Source organism: Catenuloplanes japonicus, assembly GCF_000717135.1.
Lineage (GTDB): Bacteria > Actinomycetota > Actinomycetes > Mycobacteriales > Micromonosporaceae > Catenuloplanes > Catenuloplanes japonicus.
In genome coordinates, this window is the sequence record NZ_JNXY01000006.1 from 279213 (window position 1) to 303596 (window position 24384).

The following is a 24384-nucleotide window of genomic DNA, read 5'->3' on the forward strand; positions in this document are numbered from 1 at the left end:
ATCGCGCAGGTGGAGGCTCATCTGCGCGACCTCAGGCTGCTGCGCCGCGTCCGGGACCGGATGGACCGGGAGTTCGCGGAGCCGCTCGACGTGGAGGCACTGGCCCGCGGCGTCAACATGTCCGCCGGGCACCTCAGCCGGCAGTTCAAGCTGGCCTACGGCGAGTCGCCGTACTCCTACCTGATGACCCGGCGCATCGAACGGGCGATGGCGCTGCTGCGCCGCGGCGACCTCAGCGTCACCGAGGTCTGCTTCGCGGTCGGCTGTTCCTCGCTCGGCACGTTCAGCACCCGGTTCACCGAGCTGGTCGGGATGCCGCCGAGCGCGTACCGGCGCGAGGCGACCCGCACCGAGCTGCCGACGTGCGTGGTGAAGGCCGTGACCAGACCGGTCAGGAATAGAGAAGCCCAGGTCAACGCGTCGCACCTAGTGTGAACGGCATGGACATCTCCATCAACGCCAGCTTCCTGCCGCAGGACGACCCGGAGGCCGCGCTCGGCTTCTACCGGGACCTGCTCGGCTTCGAGCTCCGCAACGACGTCGGCTACGGCGGGATGCGGTGGCTGACGGTCGGCCCGCCCGGTCAGCCCGCCACGTCCATCGTGCTGCACCCGCCGGCCGTCGACCCGGGCATCACGGACGACGAGCGCCGCACCATCACCGAGATGATGGCGAAGGGCACCTACGCCGGCATCCTGCTCGCCACCCCGGACCTGGCCGGCACGTTCGACCGGCTGCAGGCCGCGGACGCGGACATCGTCCAGGAGCCCACCGACCAGCCCTACGGGGTACGAGACTGCGCCGTGCGCGACCCCGCCGGCAACCTGATCCGCATCCAGCAGGCCTGAACGCTCACCACGGGGGATCATCCATGGCTCACGTCGCCGACAGCCACGACCTGATCCGGGTGCACGGCGCCCGGGAGAACAACCTGAAGGACATCAGCGTCGAGCTGCCGAAACGACGGCTGACGGTCTTCACGGGCGTCTCCGGTTCCGGCAAGAGCTCGCTGGTGTTCAGCACGATCGCGGCCGAGTCGCAGCGGATGATCAACGAGACGTACAGCGCGTTCGTGCAGGGCTTCATGCCGACGCTGGCCCGCCCGGACGTGGACGTGCTGGACGGGCTGACCACCGCGATCATCGTGGACCAGCAGCGGATGGGCGCGGACCCGCGGTCCACCGTGGGCACGGCAACGGACGTGCACGCGATGCTGCGGATCCTGTTCAGCCGGCTCGGGAAGCCGTACATCGGGCCGCCGGGCGCGTTCTCGTTCAACACGGCCTCGGCCAGCGGTTCCGGCGCGATCACGGTCGAGCGCGGCGCGGCGACCCGGGCGGCGAAGGCGACGTTCAGCCGTACCGGCGGGATGTGTGTGCGGTGTGAGGGCCGGGGGTCGGTCAACGACATCGACCTGGGCGCGCTCTACGACGACACCAAGTCGCTCGGCGAGGGCGCGCTGACCATCCCCGGCTACAGCATGGAGGGGTGGTACGGCCGGATCTTCGCGGGCAGCGGCTACTTCGACATGGACAAGCCGATCAGGAAGTTCGGCAAGCGCGAGATGCACGACCTGCTCTACAAGGAACCCACGAAGATCAAGGTGGACGGCATCAACCTGACGTACACCGGCCTGATCCCGTCGATCCAGAAGTCGTACCTGTCCAAGGACGTGGAGGCGATGCAGCCGCACATCCGGGCGTTCGTGGAGCGTGCGGTCACGTTCCAGACCTGCCCGGAGTGCGGCGGCACCCGGCTCAGCGAGGGTGCCCGGTCCTCCAAGATCAAGGGGATCAGCATCGCGGACGCGTGCGCCATGCAGATCTCCGACCTGGCGCAGTGGGTGTCCGCGCTGAAGGAGCCGTCGGTGGCGCCGCTGCTGGAGACGCTGCGGCACACGCTCGACTCGTTCACCGAGATCGGCCTGGGCTACCTGTCGCTGGAGCGCCCGGCCGGCACGCTCTCCGGCGGCGAGGCGCAGCGCGTCAAGATGGTCCGGCACCTGGGCTCCTCGCTGACCGACGTCACGTACGTCTTCGACGAGCCCACCACCGGCCTGCACCCGCACGACATCCAGCGGATGAACAACCTGCTGCTCCGGCTGCGCGACAAGGGCAACACGGTGCTGGTCGTGGAGCACAAGCCGGAGACGATCGTGATCGCGGACCACATCGTCGACCTCGGGCCCGGCGCGGGCACCGGCGGCGGCCAGGTCTGCTTCGAGGGCACGGTCGACGGCCTGCGGGCCAGCGACACCGTGACCGGACGCCATTTCGACGACCGGGCGTCGCTGAAGCCGTCGGTCCGCGCCTCGACCGGCACGATCGAGATCCGCGGCGCGGACCTGCACAACCTGCGCGGCGTGGACGTGGACGTGCCGCTCGGCGTGCTGGTCGTGGTGACCGGCGTCGCGGGCTCCGGCAAGAGCTCGCTGATCCACGGCTCGGTCGCCGCACGCGAGGGCGTGATCGCGGTCGACCAGGGCGCGATCCGCGGCTCCCGGCGCAGCAACCCCGCCACCTACACCGGCCTGCTGGAGCCGATCCGCAAGGCGTTCGCCAAGGCCAACGGCGTCAAGCCGGCGCTGTTCAGCGCGAACTCCGAGGGTGCCTGTCCGACGTGCAACGGCAACGGGGTGATCTTCACGGATCTGGCGATGATGGCCGGGGTGGCCACCACCTGCGAGGACTGCGAGGGCAAGCGGTTCCAGGCGTCGGTGCTGGAATACACGTTCGGCGGGAAGGACATCAGCGAGGTCCTGGCCATGCCGGTCGCGACCGCGGTCACGTTCTTCGAGTCGGGGGAGGCGCGGACGCCGGCCGCGCACGCGATCCTGGCCCGGCTCGCGGACGTCGGGCTCGGCTATCTGACGCTGGGCCAGCCGCTGACCACGCTGTCCGGCGGGGAGCGGCAGCGGTTGAAGCTGGCGACGCACATGTCCGACAAGGGCGGCATCTACGTCCTGGACGAGCCCACCGCCGGCCTGCACCTGGCCGACGTGGAACAACTGCTGGGCCTGCTCGACCGCTTGGTCGACTCCGGCAAGTCGGTCATCGTCATCGAACACCACCAGGCCGTGATGGCCCACGCGGACTGGATCATCGATCTGGGACCGGGCGCCGGCCACGACGGCGGAAAAATCGTCTTCGAGGGTACGCCGGAGGCACTGGTCGCGGACCGGTCGACACTGACCGGACAGCACCTCGCGGAGTATGTCGGCGCACCCGCCCCGGCACGGGCCCGAGCCGCCCGCCGTCGCTGAGTGGCCACGTTCCGGTCCCGCGCCCAGTAGCCTCCCAGCCCACGAGTGCCGCCGGAGGGAGGTGGTGGCAGTGCCCCCATAAACGCGGCCTGCCGAGCGGCGCCGGGGCGGGATTGCATGGTGGGCATGAGAGCAACGTTCATGTACGGCGCCGGCGATGTCCGCGTCGAGACGGTCCCGGACCCGGTGATCTCCCTGCCGACGGATGCACTGGTACGGGTCACCGCGACCACGATCTGCGGGACCGACCTGTGGGACTACGCCGCCATGGCGCCGGGTGGCGAGCCCGCGCGGATGGGGCACGAGTTCGTCGGTGTCGTCGAGGAGACCGGTGCCGAGGTCCGGACGGTACGGCGTGGTGATCTGGTCATCGCGCCGTGGGCGATCTCGGACGGCACCTGTGAGTTCTGCCGGGAGGGGAAGAACGTCTCCTGCGAGAACTTCAGCATGTGGAACCTGGTCCCCGACGAGGGAGGACAGGCCGAGGCGGTACGCGTGCCGCTCGCCGACGGCACGCTCGTGCGCGTCCCGGCCGGCGTGGATGCCGCGCTGCTGCCGTCGCTGCTCACCCTGTCCGACGTGTACGGGACCGGCCACCACGGTGCGGTCGCCGGCGGCGTCCGGCCGGGCAGCACGGTGACCGTGATCGGTGACGGCGCGGTGGGCCTGCTCGCCGTGCTCTCGGCCCGGCAGCTCGGCGCGGAGCGGATCGTCCTGATGGGGCGGCACCCGGCACGGACCGACCTCGGCCGGGACTTCGGGGCCACCGACGTCGTCGCGGCGCGCGGTACGGAGGGTGTGGAGCAGGTGCGCGCGCTCACCGGCGGCCACGGCACCTCCGTGGTCATCGAGGCGGTCGGTTCGCGGACGGCGTACGACCAGGCGGTAGGTGTGGTCCGGTCCGGCGGGGTGATCAGCCGGGTCGGCGTGCCGCAGTACGACGAGGCGCCGATCGGCATCGAGAGCCTGTTCTTCCGCAATGTCGCGCTCACCGGCGGTTCCGCGTCGACGCGCGCCTACATCGAGGAGTTGCTGCCCGCGATCCTGGACGGCACGGTCGAGCCGGGCCGGGTCTTCGACGCGGAGACCGACCTGGCCGGCGTGCCGGACGGGTACCGCGACATGGCCGACCGGCGGCGGCTCAAGGTGCTGGTCCGCCCCTGAGAGGGGTAGAAACGCGACCTCCTTCCGCCGCGGCCCGATCCGTACCGTGGTGGTCGTGGAGAGCGGTGACAACCGGGCGGACGTCCGGGACTTCCTCGCGGCGCGCCGGGCCCGGCTCGGACCGGCCGAGGTCGGGCTTCCGGCCGGTAGCCGTCGGCGGGTGCCGGGGCTGCGGCGTGAGGAGGTCGCGGTGCTGGCCGGGGTGAGTACGGAGTGGTACACCCGGCTGGAGAAGGGACACATCGCCGGCGTCTCCGAGGAGGTGCTCGACGCGGTGGCCCGCGCGCTGCGGCTCGGCGACGACGAGCGGACCTACCTGTTCGACCTGGCCAGGGCCGCGCGACCGGTGCGCCGGCCGCGCGGCACCCGGGCCGTGGCGGAGGTGCCGGCGCAGGTCCGATGGCTGCTGGACGCGATGACGATGTGCGCCGCGCTGGTCACGGACGGGCGGTGGAACGTGCTGGCGGCGAACGCGCTCGGCCGGGCGCTCTACTCGCCGGTGCTGGAGAGCACGGTGGCCCGCAACAACGTCGCCCGATACCACTTCCTCGACCCCGGCGCGCACCACTTCTACGCGGACTGGGCGGGCGCGGCCGCGATCGTGGTGGCGCTGCTGCGGGCCGAGGCGGGGCGCCGGCCGGAGGACCGTGGTCTGCGCGGGCTGGTCGGCGAGCTGAGCACGGTCAGCCCGGCGTTCCGGACGCGGTGGGCCGCGCACGACGTCCTGCTGCACAACCGGGGCGCGAAGACGTTCCGCCATCCGGACGCGGGCGCGGTCGCGCTGGCCTACTGCTCGATGCCGCTGGACGACGCGCTGACGCTCACCACGTACACGGCGGAGCCGGGCTCGACCGCGGAGCAGCAGCTACGCTTCCTCGCCAGCTGGACCGGCACGGTCAGGCCTGACCGACCGCCAGCAGAATCGGCGGGATCTCGGTGAGCGCGGCCGAGGCCAGGCCCTCCGCGGCCAGCGACGCGCGCAACCGGTGCACGTCCGCGCCGAACCGGATCAGTGCTGCCACGGAGTCCGCCGGCGGGGTGCACACGATCAGGTCGGTGGTGGCGTCCGGCAGGTCCACGCCGGGGGGAGGCGTCTCGCGTACCACCTCGGGATTCTTCTCGTGGGTGAAGAGAGTGCCCGGGGCGGCGGCCGGCAGCGCGTGCGCGATCGCCCGCACCACGGCCGCGGTGTCCTCCGCGTCCGGCAGCGGCGGGGTCGTCGGGTGGAACAGCGGGGCCGGAGGGAGGTCGGCGGCGTCGCGCAGGCCGGTCGCGCGTGCTTCCGTGGTGCCCAGCGCGAACATGTCCGTGGCGCCGTCGCGGATCATCACGCGCGCGCCGGGGCCGTCCGCCGCGGGTGGCGAGGGCAGATAACCCCTGACCACCGCCACGGGTACGCCGTTCGCCTTGCCCTTGACCAGGTCGGCCGCGCTCGCGAGCTCGTCCGCGACCGCGATCTGCGTCACGTGCAACTCGTTGCCGAACGAGTCGGTGCGCCCGCGGTGGTCGTCGATCGGCTCCAGTCCCGCGCTGCCGAGCGCCACGTCGGTGAGCCCGTTGCGCCAGGCCCGGCCCATGGTGTCGGACACGATCACGGCCACGTTCCGCCCGAGGCGGGTCCGGAGCGCGGCCCGCAGCGCGCGGGCGGACGCGTCCGGGTCCGCGGGCAGCAGGACCAGGCGGCCGGGCTCGACGTTCGACGCGTCGATGCCCGCGTTCGCCATCACGAAGCCGTGGTGCGTCTGCACGATCCGGGTCGGGCCGCGGCCGGCGACCACCCGGGCCGTCTCGCCGCGCAGCACCTCGGCCTTGGCCGCGTCCCGCGCCGGGCCCTCGGACGCGGGCACGTCGACGAGCCGGCCCTCGGCCTTCGACACGATCTTGCTGGTGACCACCAGCACGTCGCCGTCGTGCAGCCAGGGCGCGGCCTCGGCGATCATCGAGGCCAGGTCGTCGCCGGGCCGGATCTCCCCGATGCCGGTGACGGGGAGGACCAGCAGGTCGGTCACGGGGTTGTCTCCGCTCATGCCAGTGAAAACGATCAAGTCAACGGGTAGGTGTCACGCGGCGAGCCGCAGCGCGGCGGCCACGATCTCGGCGGTGGCGTCCTCGTCCGTCATCCAGAGCGGCGCGGACGCCACGGCCAGGCCGGGGATCTCCAGCCCGTCGTCCGTGGTGTCGACCAGCCAGCCGTCCAGCAGGCCGCCGTCGCCACGCGGGCCGTAGAGCGCGCCCACGCCGGCCGCGGAGCACTCGACCCCGATCGTGGCCAGGCACTTGTCGGCCATGCCGCGCACCGGCGAGCCGCCGATGATGCCGGAGACGCCGACGATCCGGGCCTTCGCGGCCAGCAGCGCGTCCCGCAGGCCGGGCACCGCCAGGATCGGCGCGATGCTGACCACGGGGTTGCTGGGCGCGAGCAGGATCAGGTCCGCCGCTGCGATCGCGTCCAGCACGCCCGGCGCCGGTTTGGCCGCGTCCGCGCCCACGAACACAAAACGACTCGTGGGTACGTTCCCGCGGTACCGGACCCACCACTCCTGGAAGTGGATCGCCCGCTGGCCCTCGCCCGGCAGATCCACCACCACGTGCGTCTCGAGCCGGTCGTCGGTGGCCGGGATCAGCCGCACGCCGGGCTGCCAGCGGGCACAGAGCGCCTCGGTGACCTGGGAGAGCGGGTAGCCGGCGTCGAGCATGGTGGTGCGCACCAGATGGGTGGCGATGTCCTTGTCGCCGAGGCCGAACCAGGTGGGCTCCGCGCCGTACGCCTTCAGTTCGCCGCTGACCGTCCACGTCTCGCCGGCCTGGCCCCAGCCGCGCTCCGCGTCGTGCGCGCCGCCCAGCGTATACATGACGCTGTCCAGGTCAGGGGAGATCCGCAGGCCGTGCATGCGTGTGTCGTCCGCAACGTTCACTACGGCCGTGACGTCGCTTTCCGAAAGGGTCCGCGCGTGCGCCCGCACGCCCTGAAGGAAACGGGCGCCGCCGATCCCGCCGGCCAAGACCGTAATCCGCATGCCCCAATCCTTACTCATCCCGGAGTCCGCCGGTCGCGGCGGTCCGGCCCGACCGTTAGGCTGCGCGGGACAACCGCGCCGATACAACGACGCACATGACTCCAGGGGGAGCCGTGACCACCCAACCCGACCCGGCACCGACCGGGCAGAAGCCGGCTCGTCAGCTGGTCGAGCCGCTGCGCGAGATCGCCGCGTTCGTCCTGCTCGGGGCGAATGCCGTCCTGCTGTTCGCCGCCGTGCTGAGCCTGCTGGGGGACGCGGCCAGCGCGTCCGGCTCGTTCGCCAGGGCCTCCGCCGCGCTGTTCGGCGACTTCGCCGGGCTCACCGCGATCGCCTTCCCGCTGATCGCGGTGCTGCTGGCGACGTTCATCACGCCCGTGCTGCCGAGGGCGAAGCTGATCGTCATCGCCGCGCTGGTCGAGCTCGGGGTGTCCGCGTTCTTCGGCGTGCTCTTCGGCCTGCTGATCGGCATGGCCGGCCTGCTGGAGATCTCGATCCTGGCCGTGTTCACCGGGCTGCTGTCGCGGGTCGCGTGGCTCGCGGTGCTGGGCCTGGTGGCGTACGGCACGTGGACGATCTTCCAGGGCAACTACTACACGCCGAAGCCGAAGCCGGCGCCGGGCATGTACGGCCAGCCGGGCCAGCAGTACCCGGGCCAGCCCTACCCGGGCCAGCCCTACCCGGGGCAGCCGTACCAGCAGCACCCCGGGCAGCAGCCGCCGTACGGATACCCGGCGCAGCAGCAGTACGGCGCGCCGTACGGCGACCCGCAGGGCTTCGGGCAGGCGACCACCGCGTTCCCGGTCCAGCAGCCGCCGCCGGGCTCGCCGGCCGCGCCGCAGCAGCAGCCCTACCCGGCCACCCAGTCCGGTCCGGCGCCGCAGTCCGGCCCGCCGTACCCGGGCCCGCAGTCCGGGCCGCCGTATCCGGGGCCGCAGTCGGGTCCGCCGTCGTCCTCGGTGCCGCCGCACGTGCAGCAGCCGCCGCAGGGGCCGCCGCCCGGTTACCCGCAGTCGCCGCCGCCCGGTTACGACCAGACGCCGCGGAATGCGGATGATCGGTGACTGATTTATTCCGCTGAGCCGAATACGGGCCGTGTGATCACAATTACCGGGGGATGTACCCCCGGTCACAGGTGGTCCACGGCCTAGGCTTTTGCCCATGGCCGAGACTGCATTCGGGGAGACCCCGCCGACCGAGGCGAGCATCCGGCGTGCGCTGCGACGCGCCGCCGAGGGCAAGGCCCTGGACGCGGACGAGGCGACCACGCTGCTCGCCTCGCGCGGTGACCAGCTGAACGAGCTGCTGTCGATCGCGGGCGGGATCCGGGACGCAGGCCTGCGCGAGGCCGGCCGGCCCGGCGTGGTGACGTTCTCGAAGAAGGTCTTCATCCCGCTGACCCGGCTGTGCCGGGACCGCTGTCACTACTGCACGTTCGCCACGGTGCCGCACAAGCTGGCCGCGCCGTTCCTGGACCGCGACGAGGTGCTGGCGATCGCGCGCGAGGGTGCGGCCCAGGGCTGCAAGGAAGCGCTGTTCACGCTGGGCGACGCGCCGGAGGACCGGTGGGACGCGGCCCGGCAGTGGCTGGACGAGCGCGGTTACGACTCCACGCTGGACTACGTGCGCGCCTGCGCCGTGGCCGTGCTGGAGGAGACCGGCCTGCTGCCGCACCTGAACCCGGGCGTGATGTCCTGGGCGGACCTGACCAGGCTCAAGCCGGTCGCGCCCAGCATGGGCATGATGCTGGAGACCACGGCCACCCGCCTGTGGTCGGAGAAGTCCGGCCCGCACTTCGGCTCGCCGGACAAGGAGCCGGCGGTCCGGCTGCGCGTGCTGGACGACGCGGGCCGGGTAGGCGTGCCGTTCACCACCGGCATCCTGATCGGCATCGGTGAGACGCGCGCGGAGCGGATCGACTCGCTGTTCGCGATCCGGCGGACCCAGCGCGAGTACCACCACATCCAGGAAGTCATCATCCAGAACTTCCGCGCCAAGCCGGACACCGCGATGCGCGGCATGCCGGACGCGGAGCTGCACGAGCTGGCCGCCACGATCGCGGTCGGCCGCATCCTGTTCGGCCCGGCCATGCGCATCCAGGCCCCGCCGAACCTGATCGACGACGAGTTCGCGCTGCTGCTGCGCGCCGGCATCGACGACTGGGGCGGCGTGTCGCCGGTGACGCCGGACCACGTGAACCCGGAACGGCCGTGGCCGCAGATCGACGAGCTGGCCCGGCGCAGCGCCGAGGCCGGTTTCACGCTGCGCGAGCGGCTGACCGTGTACCCGGACTACGTGACCCGTGGCGAGCCGTGGATCGACCCGCGCGTGCTCGGGCACGTGGCCGCGCTGGCCGACCCGTCGACCGGGCTGGCGGACGAGTCCGCGATGCCGGTGGGCCTGCCGTGGCAGGAGCCGGACGACGCATTCGTGCCGGGCGGCCGCACCGACCTGCACACCGCGATCGACACGGAGGGCCGCACGGAGGACCGGCGCGGCGACTTCGACTCCGTCTACGGCGACTGGGACGACGTGGCCGCGCACGCCGCGCGTACCTCCGCCGGGGCGCTGCACAAGCTGCCGTCCGATGTGCTGGACGGGTTGAAGCTGGCGTCCGAGGACCCGGGCGCGCTGCTGCGCGAGGAGCACACGGACGCGGCGATGGCGCTGTTCACCGCGGACGGCAGCGCGCTGGACGAGCTGGCCCGGATCGCGGACGACCTGCGGAAGTCCGCGGTCGGCGACGACATCACGTACATCGTGAACCGGAACATCAACTTCACCAACGTCTGTTACGTGGGCTGCCGGTTCTGCGCGTTCGCCCAGCGCGAGCGCGATGCGGACGCGTTCCGCCTCTCCGTGGAGCAGGTCGCGGACCGGGCCGAGGAGGCGTGGAAGCTCGGCGCCACCGAGGTCTGCATGCAGGGTGGCATCGACCCGAAGATGCCGGTCAGCGCGTACGCGGACATCGTCCGCGCGGTGAAGCGCCGGGTGCCGGGCATGCACGTCCACGCGTACTCGCCGATGGAGATCGTCACCGGGGCCGCGAAGGCGGGCGTGCCCGTGCGCGAGTGGCTGACCGAGCTGAAGGAGGCCGGTCTGGACACGATCCCGGGCACGGCCGCGGAGATCCTCGACGACGACGTGCGCTGGGTGCTGACCAAGGGCAAGCTGCCCGCGTCCGCCTGGATCGACGTGGTCTCCACCGCGCACGAGGTGGGCATCCGCTCCAGCAGCACCATGATGTACGGACACGTGGACCACCCGCGACAGTGGCTGCAGCACTTCCGGGTGCTGGCCGGCATCCAGGACCGGACCGGCGGGTTCACCGAGTTCGTGGCGCTGCCGTTCGTCCACACCAACGCGCCGATCTACCTGGCCGGCATCGCGAAGGCCGGCCCGACGTGGCGGGAGAACCGGGCCGTGCACGCCATGGCGCGCGTCCTGCTGCACGGCCGCATCTCCAACATCCAGTGCTCCTGGGTCAAACTCGGCGACGAGGGTACGGTCGCGATGCTCAACGGCGGCTGCAACGACCTCGGCGGCACGCTGATGGAGGAGACCATCTCCCGGATGGCCGGCTCGGACCACGGCTCCGCGCGTACCGTCGCCCAGCTGCACGACATCGCGGCGAAGGCCGGGCGTCCGGCGCGTCAACGGACCACTGCGTACGGTCGCGTCTGATCTTTTTCCAGCGCGCCACGCCGATCGGGCGTTACCCCGGCCGGGTCTGAATCGATAGGGCAGGTTACGAGACCACGTCACGGTGGTGCTCGGGAAAGTGACCCTGTTTATCAGGTTCGGCTTGACGACGCACGCACAACACGCGTGTAATTTCGATGGGGTTGTGCGAACGGATTGCCGCTAATCGGACAGTAGACCGTCTTTCAGACAGTAACTGTCAGATGGCGGAACGGGGTGTGGTACGTACGTAGCTGGACACGCTTCCGCGTGGGGGATCAGCCGGCGAATCCCGCCGGCGACAGAGGAGGCACGTTGATGGACGGCCAAGTGGAAGTGGCCGACCTGCTCGGGGACGCGCCGGAGTGGCAGGAGCGGGCACTGTGCTCGCAGACCGACCCGGAGGCGTTCTTCCCGGAGAAGGGGGGATCGACGCGTGAGGCGAAGCGGATCTGCGGCCGTTGCGAGGTCAAGGGCGAGTGCCTGGAGTACGCGCTCGGCCACGACGAGCGGTTCGGGATCTGGGGCGGGCTCTCCGAGCGGGAGCGCCGCAAGCTGAAGCGCCGCGCGGCCTGACCCGCGCGAAGCGATTGACGACGTTGTAGACGAAGTCGGCCGGACGGGCCCGCCGGGGGGCGCTCGTCGGGGTTTACGAGGAGAGCTCGTCCGGGTCGACGCCCAGCAGGTTGGCCACCTGCTCGATGATCACGTCGTGCACCAGGTCGGCCAGATCCTCGCGGTCCATCGCGCGGAACTCCAGCGGCCGGCGGTAGAGCACGATCCGCGGCGGGACCTCCTGCCGGCCGGGGCGGCCGGGCAGCAGCCGCGCCAGCGGGACCTCGCCGTCCTCCAGCACGTCGCTGTCGTAGACGTTCAGATCCGGCGGCACGTCCTCGACCGCGAACTCGACGCCGGCGAGCTCCTTCGCGTAGCGGCGCTCCAGGCCCTCGACCGTGTCCAGCACCAGGTCGTCGAAGATCTCCGCCTTCGTACGGGCCAGCGGCACGGTGGCGGGCACCAGGCGGCCGCGCAGCCCGCGACCGTGGCGGTCACGGCGGGGACGACGGCCGGGCCCGGCGCTGGTCGGCCCGGAGACGGCTGGGCTTGTCCGGTCGGTCACGCACCCAGGGTAGACCCGCCGGAGCGGCGCGTGGTGCGCCCCGGGCACGACCGTTCCCCGCGTGTCGCCGAATCGTGATCATCGGGTGTGCGGCGTGTCGCGTTCGCGCGCGCGGGCGCGGACCGGGTAAGAGAGATAACGTTCTGCCGTGAGGTCACCACGGCGTTGCTCCCGGAACGGCTGCCCCCGGCAGGCCGTCGCAACGCTGACCTATGTCTACACGGAGTCCACGGCCGTGGTCGGGCCGCTGTCCGCGTTCGCCGAGCCGCACACCTATGACCTGTGCGAGCCGCATGCGCGCAGCCTGACCGCGCCGCGCGGCTGGGAGCTGGTGCGGCACGAGGGCGAGTTCACGCCGCCGCCGCCGACGTCGGACGATCTTCTGGCGCTCGCCGAGGCGGTGCGCGAGGCGGCCCGCCCGGTCGCGCCGCGGCCGGACGAGCACGAGCAGAAGAAGACGCCGGGTCAGCCCGGACCGCAGACCGGTCGTCGCGGTCACCTGCGCGTCATTCCGCCTGCCTGACCTTCGCTTTCCTGCTGAAAATGGTGCGCTCTCGGGCGTACTCCCCGCTGCCCACCCCTGACCGGCCAAAGGCGTACCCCCTGTATGCCCTTTTTGGGGTTTTGTTCAAATGGCGTTGGCCGGGATTTCCCTTGAAGCTTTCTGTGGACGGGTCATGATCCCGCCTTCGGCGTAGGGTCACGAACGGTTCGGCGATCGATGTTTTTCGGGGTCCGGGGTCGTCCCCGGGATGACTCAGGCCCAAGCGTCAGATCGATGCCGACCGGACAATACCCCTCCGAAGGGAGCTTCATGGCACGCAGCCATGTCCGAGGAGCGGTGGCCGTCATAACGGCCCTGCCGCTTGTGGCCCTGCTTCCGGCGCAACCCGCGTCGGCCGAGCCCGGCGGGACGATCACGCCTTACGCCAGCGACATGCGGGAGCTGGACCAGGAGAAGGCCAAGAGCTTCACGTTCGACATCCCGCCGTCCGCGTCCCGGAAGAGCGCGCCCGCGGTCACCGCGGCCGCCACCCCGCCGGTCGGCACGGTCCGGACCTGGGTCGCGCTCGACGACACCCAGGGTTACTACCTGAAGGAGTTCACGCTTCGCGGCGTGGGCGACAAGATCGAGGTCTGGGTCGCGAACGACACCCTCTTCCCCGAGGGCGACTGCCGCAACCCCACCGGCGCGACCGTGGTGACGGACGCACAGGTCAACGGCCTGATCACCGAGTTCGACACCAACATGTTCCCGAAGGAGACCGCGGCGTTCAGCACGCCGCCGGACCGTGACGGATCGGGTGCCGCGCTCGGCGGTTTCGACTTCGGCGGTGACGGCGACAAGACCGTCACGCTGGTCGACAACGTCCGGGACGACAACTACTACGACTTCCCGGCCGCCAGCACGTACATCGCCGGCTTCTTCTCGTCGGCGATCAACGACTACACCGACCGCAACGTCATGACGATTGACGCGTTCGACTGGGCGCACCGCACCGGTGCCGACCCGGCCAACGAGCCGACCGACGACGTCTGCACCAGCCGCCCGGCGCGGCCGCGGGCCTACGAGGGCACGTTCGCGCACGAGTGGCAGCACCTGCTGCTGTCCTACGTCGACCCGAACGAGACGACGTGGGTCAACGAGGGCCTGTCCGACTACGCCATGTACCTCGTGGGTTACTCGAACACGGCCGCCACGGTGTACGAGGCCGGCCAGGACGGTCACCTGGTCTGCTTCCAGGGCTTCGGCCCGGTGAAGACGGACTTCAACGCGAATCCGCGCGACTGCGGCGGCCCGGAGAACTCACTGAATCTCTGGGGCGAGAGCAGCAACGCGGCCGCGGTCCTCGCGGACTACGGCAACGCCTTCGAGTTCATGCAGTTCCTCCACGACCGGTACGGCGCGGACTTCCTGACCGCGCTGCACCAGGACAAGGACCTGCAGGGCATCGCCAGCGTCGCGGCGCTGGCGAAGAAGGAGGGCGTCAAGGACGTCTACCAGCTCATCCACGACTACCAGTCGATGGTGCTGCTGGACAAGATCGTCGGTGGCCGCTGGGGCGTCTCGCTCGGCGTCCCGAAGAACCGGGTGACCAGCGCGAGCCTCAACTCCACGGTCAACCTGGCGAACCCGGCGTCCTACGCCACCCCCGGCGCGGCCCCGAACGGCGCGGACTACGTGCTGCTCCAGGACCGCAACGGCAAGGCGCTCAAGGGCAAGGACCTGCGCTCGCTGCAGTTCACCGGCGCGAAGACGCTGCCCACGGTGCCGCTGGCCTGGACGGTCGTCAGCAACGACCCCGACCGCGCCGGCAACCCGGTGCTGTTCTCCGGCAACGCGAACAACACCGACGCGGCCGCCGTCTTCGAGGCCGCGGTGCCGGCCGGCTCCCCGACGCTGAGCTTCCTCGCGAAGTACGGTGCCGAGGAGGGCTACGACTACGGCTACGTCTCGGTCTCCACGGACGGTGGCAAGACCTACACCGTCGTCCCCGGTGACAAGACCGTCGACGGGCCGCTCGGGCCGGGCCTCAACGGCTCGACCGAGGGCTTCACGCCGCACAGCTACGACCTGTCGGCGTACGCCGGCACGTCCGTGCTGATCAACATCCGTTATGTGTCCGACGGCGGCGTCAACGAGGGCGGTCTCCTCGTCGACGACATCGCGGTGGGCGGCACGGCGATCAGCGACGGCTCCAGCCTCGACCCGTTCGACTCGCCGACCGAGATCTCCCCGACCGCGGTCGACAACTGGAACGTCAGGCTGATCGGCATCGACGAGGCCCACGGCATCACCTGGCAGTTCGAGTACGACGGGAAGACCTCCCTGAAGCTCGGCCAGCTGTCCCTGCTGCTGCTCGCCGCCTTCCCGAAGGTGGTCGCGGTCGTCGCCTACGACGAGCCCACCGAGCAGATCCAGCAGTACGCGCCGTACTCGCTCACGGTGAACGGCACCGCCCAGCCGGGCGGGGCACCGCTGTCGTAAGCGTTCCGCGCTGACCGAGGCCCCCGGACCGTTCACTCGGCCCGGGGGCTTCTTCATGGGCGGGACCGGCCGTACGCACCTCAGCTTCGGGATGTGTCGTGCGATTCCTTCTCGATCGTCGTCTACGCGCCGATGATCGGCCGGCAGAAGTGGTCATCGGTCCACAGCGTTCCGGATGTGATCGTCGGGATGATGTCGTCGGGCGACAGCCCGGTTCGGCGATCATTGCGACGGAGGACCAGGCATGGCTGAGACGGTTCTGACGATGTCTGTCGTATCCGAGGACCCGGCCTATTTGAGCGAGTGGCTTGACCTGACCCGGCAGTTGACCGAGGAAGGTGCCGACTGCCGGCTGAGCACCCGGAACGCGGTGCCGGAGCCCGGTGTGAAGTCCACGGTGGATCTCGCCGTGGTGCTGGAGGTCGTGCAACAGATCGGCCCGCCACTGATTCTGGCGGTCGCGGAATTTCTCGGCAGGCGGCGTACCGCGAGCGTATTGATCAGACACGGCGATGTGGAGGTCGAGATCGAACAGGTCTCTCCTGCCGAGGCCGAGCGGATCGTGCGCCGCATTCTCGAGGACTGAGCCCGTCGTGGCCCGCTCTGCGCTTCTTGTGGTCACGGACGACTATTCGGATGCGGTGAACGGACTTGGGCCGCTGCGGTCCCCGGTCTCGGATGCGCTGATGGTGCAGGATCTGCTGCAGATGCCGTATACGAGGTTCGACTCGATCGACCTCATGGTGAACGAGCCGCTGACGAAGGTCCGCCGGGAGATAGAACGGTTCCTGCGCGGGTCGCGCCGGGACGATGTGCTGCTGTACTTCAGCGGCCATGGCGCACGCTTCGCCGACGAGTACTTCTACGCGCTGACGGACACCGAACGGCAGTTTCTGAAGGCGACCGGTCTTTCGGAGTCGTTCCTGAAGTGGGCTATCGAGTACTACAAGACGCGGTCCAAGACGGTCATTCTCGATACCTGCCGGTCCGGTCTGCGTTTCGCGAAGGGCGGCGCGAATCCCGAGGGAGAGCCGGCCGAGCCAGGGTTCTCCCGGCTGGCCGGCGACGGCATCAGCATCATCAGTGCTTCATCCGCCACGGAGCGGACCTTCGAGCGGCCCGATCCCGGAGGTAACGGCACCTACTACTCGATCTTCACGTCTGCGCTTGCCTACGCGATCCGAGAAGGAATTCCCGTCGATCAGGAGGGTGTCGTCCGAGCGGGGCCACTCGTGGACTTCACTCGATTCCTCCTTGATGAGTACGCACAGATCTTTCCGGACATGACCTCCTCCACTCCGGAACATTCGATCCTTCAGGAACGTCAGGGCGGCGTCCCGCTCGCCTATCTGGGCCTGCGGGAGGAGGGCTTCGTGCCCGCCGGGCCATGCGCGAGCACGCTGTTCGACAGGCTCCGCGAGGTGGAGAAATGGCCCGGTGACGACGTGATCGCGCATTTCAGGACTCGGCAGCAGCCGTCGCCGGTGGCGATACCGGCGCCAGAGCTGGCACCGGTCGAGCCGTTGAAGATGGAGAAGCTCAACTCGCTCTCTCCCGAGCGCAAGCTCAACCGGGTGCGTGGTGCGGAGGAGTGGAGCGGGCTCCGCGCCGTCATTCAGGCGGGTGTGGCGGACGCCAAGGAGAACCGCGCGGGGATCGTCCACATCTTTCGCAGCACGTTCGTCAGGAACGCGGCTGCCCGGCTGCGCTACTCCGATGACGAACTGCAGGAACAGATCAATGCCGCCCTTGAGGTCGGGCTCATCAGGCAGGACGGGCCGAAGCTCATCATCCGTATCGCAATGTGAAAGGAATTCATCAATGGCGACCCGCTCGAAAGGCTATAAGGCCGGCGTCGTGGAACACGCCCGCGAGGCCATCCTCGATCTGCCGGTCCTCAACTTCCTGGCCTACCGCTCCGCGGAGCAGATCGTTCAGGATTTCACCGAGTCGTGGGGCATGTCACCCAAGGCCGTGGTGATTCCGGTTCTGGCGTCGGACGGCGTCTACTTCGACAACCCCTGCGAGCTGCCGCTGAGCCGGGCTGTCGACCCTGACGTGCAGCAGGCGCGTGCGCCGATCGTGGACTTTGCCAAGGCGGTCTACGACTTCGGTGAGCAAGGACTGGACATCTATCTGCTGGTGGCGCCGTCGGTCAGCTTCGTGAGCGCGAACCCGCTCCTGGTCGTCGACAGCGTGGGCGACACCGCGCGGCTCACCTGCATGACCAAGAACGGATGCCGGGAGCTGATCTCCGAGATCGTCGCGGAGGCGGTGCTGCTGGCCACGGACGCGCTCGCGAGCCTGACGATGGAGAACACGCCGAGGCTCCGGGGGCTGGTCTTCGACGTGGTCAACATCTGGCCGATGTCGTCGACCAACGGCCGGATCGAACTCAACTGCTTCTGCGAGGACTGCGTCGCCGTACTCGAGCGGCACATGAAGGGGAAGTACGAGGTCCCGGACCTACTGGGCCATTTCCGGACCTATCCCAGCCCGGCCAACCTGCTGCTGTCCGAGAACCCGGGCGGCATCCTCTACGTCGAGCGCGTGGTGTCGACGATGAAGGCACCGCAGGTCGTCGGCTTGAGCCGGATGAAGGGATTCCACGAGGTCTGGGAGGGGCACGGGGACTCGGAGTTGCTGGAGGCGGCTGACTACCTGATGGAGTACCTCCGTGCGCGGCACCGTCTGACGCTCGAGTCGTTGCAGAGCATCTTCGACGAGGTGCTGGAGATCGTCGGCCGGGAGCGGAGCGACCTCGGCGGGCTCGACGTGGACCTGGTCATTCTCTCCGAAGGGGACCCGTACGACTGGACAGCGGGGCTGTTCCTCGACTGGCTCGACTCCTGGCCGGCCGACTTCGCCCGCAAGCCCTGCGATGAGCTGTGGTTCGACCCCACCTCGGTGAGCCCGCAGGTGAAGAACCTGAAGACCCGGTCGTACATGTGGCGCCGATCGAGGTACCCCATCGACACGCTCTTCGACGCGATCACCTCGCTGGGCGATGACGACCTGCGCGTGTCGACCGGGTGGGCCCGCTTCGACGACGACCAGGCCAGGATGATGCTGGATCTGCGGAAGCGGTCGACGCTCGCGGGCCGGATGGAAGGGCTGACCAGCCTCAAAGCGCTGAGCGCGGAACCGAACCGAGTGGGTTTCGTGGGTCCCGCGATCAACGATCTGGTGATCAACAAGATGATCCACGATGCGCCGGTGGTGCGGGGGCGCCAGGACTTCACCTGATGAGACCGGGAGACCGGCGTCATCGGTGTCAGCCGCCGAGGAGGCGGGAGAAGAGGGCGGCGCGACGGGACGCGCGGCCGGAGCGGGACTCGGCGGCGTCGGCGCTGGACATGGTGGTGAGGCCGGCGTTGATGCCGAGCCAGCGCAGTGGCTCCGGTTCCCAGCGTGGGGAGCGGTGGCCGACCCAGGGAAGCCGGGTCAGGGCGGTGGACTCGCCGCGGATGAGGTCGGCCAGCGTGCGGCCGGCCAGGTTGCTGGTGCCGACGCCGTCGCCGACGTAGCCGCCGGCCCAGGCGAAACCGCGGTCGAGGCCGACGGAGGCGTGCCAGTCCCGGGCGACGCCGAGCGGGCCGCCCCACGTGTGCGTGACGGCCGCGTCGGGTGGCAGCGCGGGGAAGAGGTCGCGGAGCGTGGCGGCGAGCGCGGCGAAGACCCGCTCGTCGCGGTCGAACAAGGGCGAGACCCGGGAGCCGAAGTGGTACGGCGCGCCGCGGCCGCCGAACGCGAGCCGGTCGTCCGCGGTCCGCTGGCCGTAGATGACCATGTGCCGGTAGTCGCTGAACGTCTCGCGGGCGGCCAGCCCGGCGGTCTCCCAGAACGACGGCGGCAGCGGTGCGGTGGCGATCATGAGTGAGTAGATCGGGGCGGTGACGCGGCGGCCCCGCGGGAGCGTGGCCGTGTAGCCCTCGGTGGCGCGGACCACCACGTCCGCGCGGACCCGGCCGTGCGCGGTGACCGCCTCGCCGGGCGGCAGCGCGATCACGGGCGTGTGCTCGTAGACGGTGACGCCGAGCCGTTCGACCGCGCGGGCCAGGCCGCGGACCAGACGGGCCGGGTGGATGGCGGCGCAGTGCGGTGTCCAGGTGCCGCCGAGCACGCCGGACGCGCCGCAGCGGGCCGAGGCCTCGGCCGCGGTCAGGAGGACGGGGTCGTCGGAGGCGCGGGCGCGGGACAGCTGGACCGGGGTGCGGGCGAGCGTGAGGCTGCCGCCCTTGGCCCAGTGGCAGTCGATGCCCTCGGCCTCGGCGACGCGGCCGACCTCGTCGACCGTGTCCTCCAGCGCGTGCCTGAGTGCGAGCGCGGCGTCGCGCCCGTGCCGCCGGGCGATCGCGGCGGCGGAGGCCGGGAAGAGCGAGGAGCACCAGCCACCGTTGCGGCCGGACGCGCCGTACCCGGCGATCTGCTTCTCCAGCACCGCGATGCGCAGTGACGGATCCGCCTTGGCCAGGTAGTACGCGGTCCACAGGCCGGTGTAGCCGGCGCCGACGATCGCGACGTCGACGTCCCGGTCACCGGGCAGCGGCGGCCGGGGCGTCAGGTCGTCGTCCACGGTGGACATCCAGAACGAGACGTCCATCAGATGCGGGTGTAAGCCTCGGTGAGCACGGAACGCAGGATACGTTCCATCTCGTCGAACTCGGTCTGGCCCGCGGTCAGCGGCGGCGCGAGCTGCACGACCGGGTCACCGCGGTCGTCGGCGCGGCAGTAGAGGCCGGCGTCGAGGAGCGCGTCGGAGAGGAACCCGCGCAGCAGCCGCTCGGACTCGTCGTCGGTGAACGTCTCCCGGGTCGCCCTGTCCTTGACCAGTTCGATCCCGTAGAAGTAGCCGTCGCCGCGCACGTCGCCGACGATCGGCAGGTCGTGCAGCCGCTCCAGCGTGGCCCGGAACGCGGCCTCGTGCGTCCGGACGTGCCCGTGGAGATCCTCGCGGGCCAGCAGGTCCAGGTTGGCGAGCGCGACCGCGCAGGAGACCGGGTGCCCGCCGAACGTGATGCCGTGCAGGAACGCGGCGCCGTCGCGCAGGAACGGCTCCATCAGCCGGTCGTCCGCGATGACGGCGCCGAGCGGTGAGTAGCCGGAGGTGAGCGCCTTCGCGGTGGTGATGATGTCCGGCCGGTAGCCGTAGCGCTGGGCGCCGAACCAGTCGCCGAGCCGGCCCCACGCGCAGATCACCTCGTCGGAGACGAGCAGCACGTCGTACCGGTCGCAGATCTCACGGACGCGCTGGAAGTAGCCGGGCGGCGGCGGGAAGCAGCCGCCCGCGTTCTGCACCGGTTCGAGGAAGACGGCCGCGACCGTGTCCGCGCCCTCGCGCTCGATGGCGCGCGCGATCTCGTCCGCGGCCCAGGCGCCGAACGCGGCCGGGTCGTCGCCGTGCACGGGCGCGCGGTAGATGTTCGTATTCGCGGCCTTGATGCCGCCGGGGACGAGCGGCTCGAAGTCCGCCTTGATCGCGGGCAGGCCGGTGATCGCGAGCGCGCCCATCGTGGTCCCGTGGTACGCGAGATGGCGGCTGATCACCTTGTGCTTGGCCGGTTTCCCGGTCTTCCGGAAGTAGGCGCGGGCCAGCTTCCACGCGGTCTCGACCGCCTCGGAGCCGCCGGTGGTGAAGAAGACGCGGTTCAGGTCGCCGGGCGCGAGCGCGGCGATGCGTTCGGCCAGCGCGATCGCGCCCGGGTGGGCGACGCCCCAGATCGGGAAGTAGGCCAGCTCGGCCGCCTGCTTGGCCGCGGCCTCGGCCAGCTCGGTGCGGCCGTGCCCGGCGTTGACGGTGAACAGGCCGGCGATGCCGTCGAGGTAGCGGCGGCCGCGGGAGTCCCAGACGTAGCAGCCCTCGCCGCGCACGATGACCGGAGCGTCGTGGCCGGCCATCCGGGTGAAGTGCATCCAGAGATGGTCCATGATCAGCCCCAAGGGAGTACGCAAAGCGGTCACCACCGTTATCGCACACGAAATCCGCGCCAAGCAAGCGCCAGAGGCAACGAAAACAGTGGGGGCTGACCGATTTTTCCTACGGTATCCGCAACTACGCCGTACCCCAGGAATAAGTCTGTTTCCGTAGTTTGAGGTAGACGAACGCTTCGGTGGAGAGCACGCCCTCCACCGCCCGGATCCGCTGGAGGATCTCGAGCAGATGATCGTCATTGCGGCAGACCACCTCCGCGAGGATCTCGAACGATCCCGCGGTGATCACGACGTAGCTGCACTCCACCAGCTCGGCGATCCGGTCCGCGATCACCTGGAGGTCCCCGGTGGTACGGATGCCGAGCATCGCCTGGCGCGGAAATCCCAGCTGGAGCGGGTCGGTGACGGCCACGATCTGCATGACGCCGGCGTCGAGCAGGCGTTGCACCCGCTGGCGGACCGCGGCCTCGGACAGCCCGACCGCCTTGCCGATCGCCGCGTACGGCCGCCGCCCGTCCTGCTGCAGTTGCTCGATGATCTGCTTGGCAACGTCGTCGAGCAGCGGGTGGCCCGCGTCACGGATGGTGATTCGGCGACCATTGCCCGCCGGTGCGCCATGGGCCATGCGGCAGCCTCCCTCGTAACCGTTACGACGAAGAGTGTGCGGTATTTCGTTGCCAGGCGACAGTTTCGCAACGGAATCCCTGGTCAGAGTCGATCTTGCGTATGATCGCCGGTCGTCTAATCTAAGCCGGCCCGCCGGTGGTATTCCCCCTTCCGGCATACCCCTTTACGTAGGAGCCGTGAATGCGTAAGACCCCCCGTGCGCCGATGTCACCGGAGGCGTCTGCGGTCATCTCCACCCTCTCCCTCTCCCGGCGGACGCTGATGCGGGGCACGCTGGCCTCGTCCGCACTGGTCGCCGCCGGTGGCGCGCTGGCCGCGTGCGGCACGAAAGGACAGACGCAGACCGCGGAGAGCTGTGTCAGCGAGGACGTCTCCGGCACCGAGAAGACGCTCGCGTTCTCCAACTGGCCGCTCTACATCGACGTCGACGAGAACGACGAGTCCAAGCGGCCCACGTTGGACGGATTCACCGCGAAGAGCGGCATCGCGGTGACGTACACCGAGGACATCAACGACAACAACGAGTTCTTCGGCAAGGTGCAGAACCAGCTCGCGGCCTGCCAGCCCACCGACCGCGACCTCATCGTGCTGACCGACTGGATGGCGGCGCGGCTGATCCGCCTCGGCTGGCTGCAGAAGCTGGACCGGGCGAAGATGCCGGCCGTGGAGAAGAACCTGCTCCCGTCGCTGCGGAACCGCACCTTCGACCCCGCGGGGGAGTACTCGGTGCCGTGGCAGGCCGGGCTCACCGGCATCGCCTACAACGGAGACGTGACCGGCGAGATCCGTACCGTGGACGAGCTGCTGACCCGCGCGGACCTGAAGGGCCGGGTCACCGCGCTCTCCGAGATGCGCGACACGATCGGCCTGCTGCTCCAGTCGAACGGGCACGACCCGTCCCACTTCACGGCCGCGCAGTTCGACGACGCGCTCGCCAAGCTGCAGAAGGCCGTCGACTCCGGGCAGATACGCCGGTTCACCGGCAATGACTACACGACCGAGCTGGCCGGCGGCGACATAGCGGCCTGCATGGCGTGGTCCGGCGACGTCTACCAGCTCTCCGCGGACAACGAGAAGGTGCGGTTCGTCGTGCCGGAGTCCGGCGTGATCCTGTTCTCGGACGACCTGCAGGTGCCGAACAAGGCGGCGCACAAGGGCAACGCCGAGGCGCTCATCGACTACTACTACGACCCTGCCGTGGCGGCCGAGGTCGCGCTGTACGTCAACTACATCTGCCCGGTCGAGGGCGCGCGGGCCGAGGCGGAGAAGATCGACCCCGAGCTCGCGGCCAACCCGCTCATCTTCCCGGACGAGACCGTCACGTCGAAGGCCAAGGGCTTCATGGCGCTCGACGAGGCGACCGAGAAGGCGTACGAGCAGAAGTTCCGGGCCGTCGTCGGCGCCTGACCACCGAGAATTCCAGAAGACGGAGCGAGGATGAGCGGCGATCTGCGCCTGACGAACGTGACCAAGAGCTTCGGGCCGTTCACCGCGGTGGACGACCTGACGCTGACCGTGCCGCAGGGCGCGTTCTTCGCGTTGCTCGGCGCGTCCGGCTGCGGCAAGACCACCACGCTGCGGATGGTGGCCGGGCTGGAGGAGCCGTCCGCCGGGCAGGTCACGCTGGGCGGCACGGACATCACCCGGCTGCGGCCGTACCAGCGGCCGGTCAACACCGTGTTCCAGAGCTACGCGCTCTTCCCGCACCTGAGCATCACCGAGAACGTCGCGTTCGGCCTGCGGCGCAAGGGCGTGAAGAACGTCGCGCCGCAGGTCGAGCAGATGCTGTCGCTGGTGCAGCTGGACGACTTCGGCGGCCGCCGCCCGCACCAGCTCTCCGGCGGGCAGCAGCAGCGGGTGGCGCTGGCCCGCGCGCTGATCAACCACCCGCAGGTGCTGCTGCTGGACGAGCCGCTCGGCGCGCTCGACCTCAAGCTGCGCCGGCAGATGCAGATCGAGCTCAAGCGCATCCAGACCGAGGTCGGCATCACGTTCGTGCACGTCACGCACGACCAGGAGGAGGCCATGACGATGGCCGACACGGTCGCGGTGATGAACGACGGGCGGATCGAGCAGCTGGGCGCGCCCGCGGAGATCTACGAGTTCCCGGCGACGCCGTTCGTGGCCAACTTCCTCGGCCAGTCCAACCTGCTGGCCGGGACCGGCGGCCTCGCGCGCAGCGGCGACGATCTGTCGATCACGGCGCACGGGTCGCGCTTCACGGTGCCGGCCGCGCGTTCCCGGGCCACCGGCGACAAGATCTATCTGGGGGTACGACCGGAGAAGCTGCATCTGGTGACGTCCGAGGCCGACGTGCCGTCCGGGTTCCAGCACCTCACCGGCACCGTCACCGACTCCTCCTACGTCGGCGTCAGCACGCAGTACCTGGTCCGGACCGCCTGGGACACCGAGCTGTCCGTCTTCGCGCCGAACTCCGGCCTCGGCGGCAGCCTCCCGCCCGGCGCCGAGGTCACGGTGGCGTGGAACCCGGCGCACGCGTTCCTGCTCGACCGTCTGGACGGCGCCGGCGACGCGACGCATGCGCTGGTGGAGGAGCGGGCATGAGCGAGCTTGCGAGCGAATCATCAGCTCA

The 24384-nt window shown here is 70.2% G+C and carries 21 protein-coding genes; 15 read left to right on the forward strand and 6 right to left on the reverse strand.

The window, feature by feature from the left end:
• The first annotated feature begins 60 nt into the window (after window positions 1-60).
• The 5 genes from OP04_RS12040 to OP04_RS12060 all read left to right on the forward strand — a co-directional run bounded on the left by OP04_RS12040 (window position 61) and on the right by OP04_RS12060 (window position 5366).
• Window positions 61-435, forward strand: a complete 375-nt coding sequence (locus OP04_RS12040) for a helix-turn-helix transcriptional regulator (RefSeq protein ID WP_085066416.1) — start codon at window positions 61-63, stop codon at window positions 433-435.
• A gap of 5 nt (window positions 436-440) precedes the next feature.
• Window positions 441-848, forward strand: a complete 408-nt coding sequence (locus OP04_RS12045; RefSeq protein ID WP_033339879.1) for a VOC family protein — start codon at window positions 441-443, stop codon at window positions 846-848.
• 23 nt (window positions 849-871) lie between these two features.
• Window positions 872-3262, forward strand: a complete 2391-nt coding sequence (locus tag OP04_RS12050; RefSeq protein WP_051797637.1) for an ATP-binding cassette domain-containing protein — start codon at window positions 872-874, stop codon at window positions 3260-3262.
• A gap of 126 nt (window positions 3263-3388) precedes the next feature.
• Window positions 3389-4426: a zinc-binding dehydrogenase gene (locus OP04_RS12055; protein WP_033339643.1), complete on the forward strand. Its 1038-nt coding sequence runs from the start codon at window positions 3389-3391 to the stop codon at window positions 4424-4426.
• A 55-nt stretch (window positions 4427-4481) separates the two neighbouring features.
• Entirely contained in the window at window positions 4482-5366 is an 885-nt protein-coding gene (locus tag OP04_RS12060) for a helix-turn-helix transcriptional regulator (protein WP_033339881.1), read from the forward strand.
• Here OP04_RS12060 and OP04_RS12065 read toward each other — a convergent pair.
• The gene (locus OP04_RS12065; RefSeq protein WP_033339644.1) at window positions 5323-6453 is read right to left on the reverse strand and encodes a coenzyme F420-0:L-glutamate ligase; all 1131 of its coding nucleotides are present in this window, start codon (window positions 6451-6453) and stop codon (window positions 5323-5325) included. The two genes, OP04_RS12060 and OP04_RS12065, sit on opposite strands and share 44 nt — an antisense overlap.
• Window positions 6454-6486: 33 nt before the next feature.
• Window positions 6487-7443: a 2-phospho-L-lactate transferase gene (gene cofD / locus OP04_RS12070; RefSeq protein WP_033339645.1), complete on the reverse strand. Its 957-nt coding sequence runs from the start codon at window positions 7441-7443 to the stop codon at window positions 6487-6489.
• A 113-nt stretch (window positions 7444-7556) separates the two neighbouring features.
• On the opposite strand from cofD, the gene OP04_RS12075 reads away from it, so the two are divergent.
• From OP04_RS12075 to OP04_RS12085, 3 genes are all read left to right on the forward strand, one after another.
• Window positions 7557-8507 carry a hypothetical protein gene (locus OP04_RS12075; RefSeq protein WP_033339646.1) on the forward strand — a complete coding sequence of 317 codons (951 nt, stop codon included), beginning with the start codon at window positions 7557-7559 and terminating at the stop codon, window positions 8505-8507.
• A 97-nt stretch (window positions 8508-8604) separates the two neighbouring features.
• Window positions 8605-11127, forward strand: a complete 2523-nt coding sequence (locus OP04_RS12080; RefSeq protein ID WP_033339647.1) for a bifunctional FO biosynthesis protein CofGH — start codon at window positions 8605-8607, stop codon at window positions 11125-11127.
• A gap of 315 nt (window positions 11128-11442) precedes the next feature.
• Window positions 11443-11700: a WhiB family transcriptional regulator gene (locus tag OP04_RS12085; protein WP_033339648.1), complete on the forward strand. Its 258-nt coding sequence runs from the start codon at window positions 11443-11445 to the stop codon at window positions 11698-11700.
• Window positions 11701-11773: 73 nt separating this feature from the next.
• Here the strand turns inward: OP04_RS12085 and OP04_RS12090 are convergent, their stop codons facing one another.
• The gene (locus OP04_RS12090) at window positions 11774-12142 is read right to left on the reverse strand and encodes a metallopeptidase family protein (RefSeq protein WP_033339649.1); all 369 of its coding nucleotides are present in this window, start codon (window positions 12140-12142) and stop codon (window positions 11774-11776) included.
• A 250-nt stretch (window positions 12143-12392) separates the two neighbouring features.
• On the opposite strand from OP04_RS12090, the gene OP04_RS12095 reads away from it, so the two are divergent.
• From OP04_RS12095 to OP04_RS12115, 5 genes are all read left to right on the forward strand, one after another.
• Entirely contained in the window at window positions 12393-12767 is a 375-nt protein-coding gene (locus OP04_RS12095; RefSeq protein ID WP_033339650.1) for a DUF3499 domain-containing protein, read from the forward strand.
• A gap of 318 nt (window positions 12768-13085) precedes the next feature.
• Window positions 13086-15233, forward strand: a complete 2148-nt coding sequence (locus OP04_RS12100) for a M6 family metallopeptidase (RefSeq protein WP_232323556.1) — start codon at window positions 13086-13088, stop codon at window positions 15231-15233.
• A gap of 244 nt (window positions 15234-15477) precedes the next feature.
• Window positions 15478-15819: an effector-associated constant component EACC1 gene (locus OP04_RS12105; RefSeq protein WP_033339652.1), complete on the forward strand. Its 342-nt coding sequence runs from the start codon at window positions 15478-15480 to the stop codon at window positions 15817-15819.
• A gap of 7 nt (window positions 15820-15826) precedes the next feature.
• Entirely contained in the window at window positions 15827-17041 is a 1215-nt protein-coding gene (locus OP04_RS12110; protein ID WP_033339653.1) for a caspase family protein, read from the forward strand.
• Window positions 17042-17054: 13 nt separating this feature from the next.
• Window positions 17055-18479 (forward strand): hypothetical protein, encoded by a 1425-nt coding sequence (locus OP04_RS12115; protein ID WP_033339654.1) that lies wholly within the window; start codon window positions 17055-17057, stop codon window positions 18477-18479.
• A 28-nt stretch (window positions 18480-18507) separates the two neighbouring features.
• On the opposite strand, the gene OP04_RS12120 is transcribed toward OP04_RS12115, so the two are convergent.
• From OP04_RS12120 to OP04_RS12130, 3 genes are all read right to left on the reverse strand, one after another.
• The gene (locus tag OP04_RS12120; RefSeq protein WP_033339655.1) at window positions 18508-19836 is read right to left on the reverse strand and encodes an NAD(P)/FAD-dependent oxidoreductase; all 1329 of its coding nucleotides are present in this window, start codon (window positions 19834-19836) and stop codon (window positions 18508-18510) included.
• Window positions 19836-21161: an aspartate aminotransferase family protein gene (locus OP04_RS12125; protein WP_033339656.1), complete on the reverse strand. Its 1326-nt coding sequence runs from the start codon at window positions 21159-21161 to the stop codon at window positions 19836-19838. The genes OP04_RS12120 and OP04_RS12125 overlap by 1 nt, the downstream gene beginning before the upstream one ends.
• Before the next feature lie 124 nt (window positions 21162-21285).
• Entirely contained in the window at window positions 21286-21789 is a 504-nt protein-coding gene (locus tag OP04_RS12130) for an Lrp/AsnC family transcriptional regulator (protein ID WP_033339657.1), read from the reverse strand.
• 182 nt (window positions 21790-21971) lie between these two features.
• Here OP04_RS12130 and OP04_RS12135 point away from each other — a divergent pair, with 182 nt between their 5' ends.
• Window positions 21972-23198 carry a polyamine ABC transporter substrate-binding protein gene (locus OP04_RS12135; protein WP_232323557.1) on the forward strand — a complete coding sequence of 409 codons (1227 nt, stop codon included), beginning with the start codon at window positions 21972-21974 and terminating at the stop codon, window positions 23196-23198.
• A gap of 30 nt (window positions 23199-23228) precedes the next feature.
• On the forward strand, window positions 23229-24356 hold the full coding sequence (locus OP04_RS12140; protein ID WP_033339658.1) for an ABC transporter ATP-binding protein: 1128 nt from the start codon (window positions 23229-23231) through the stop codon (window positions 24354-24356).
• Window positions 24357-24384: the final 28 nt, after the last annotated feature.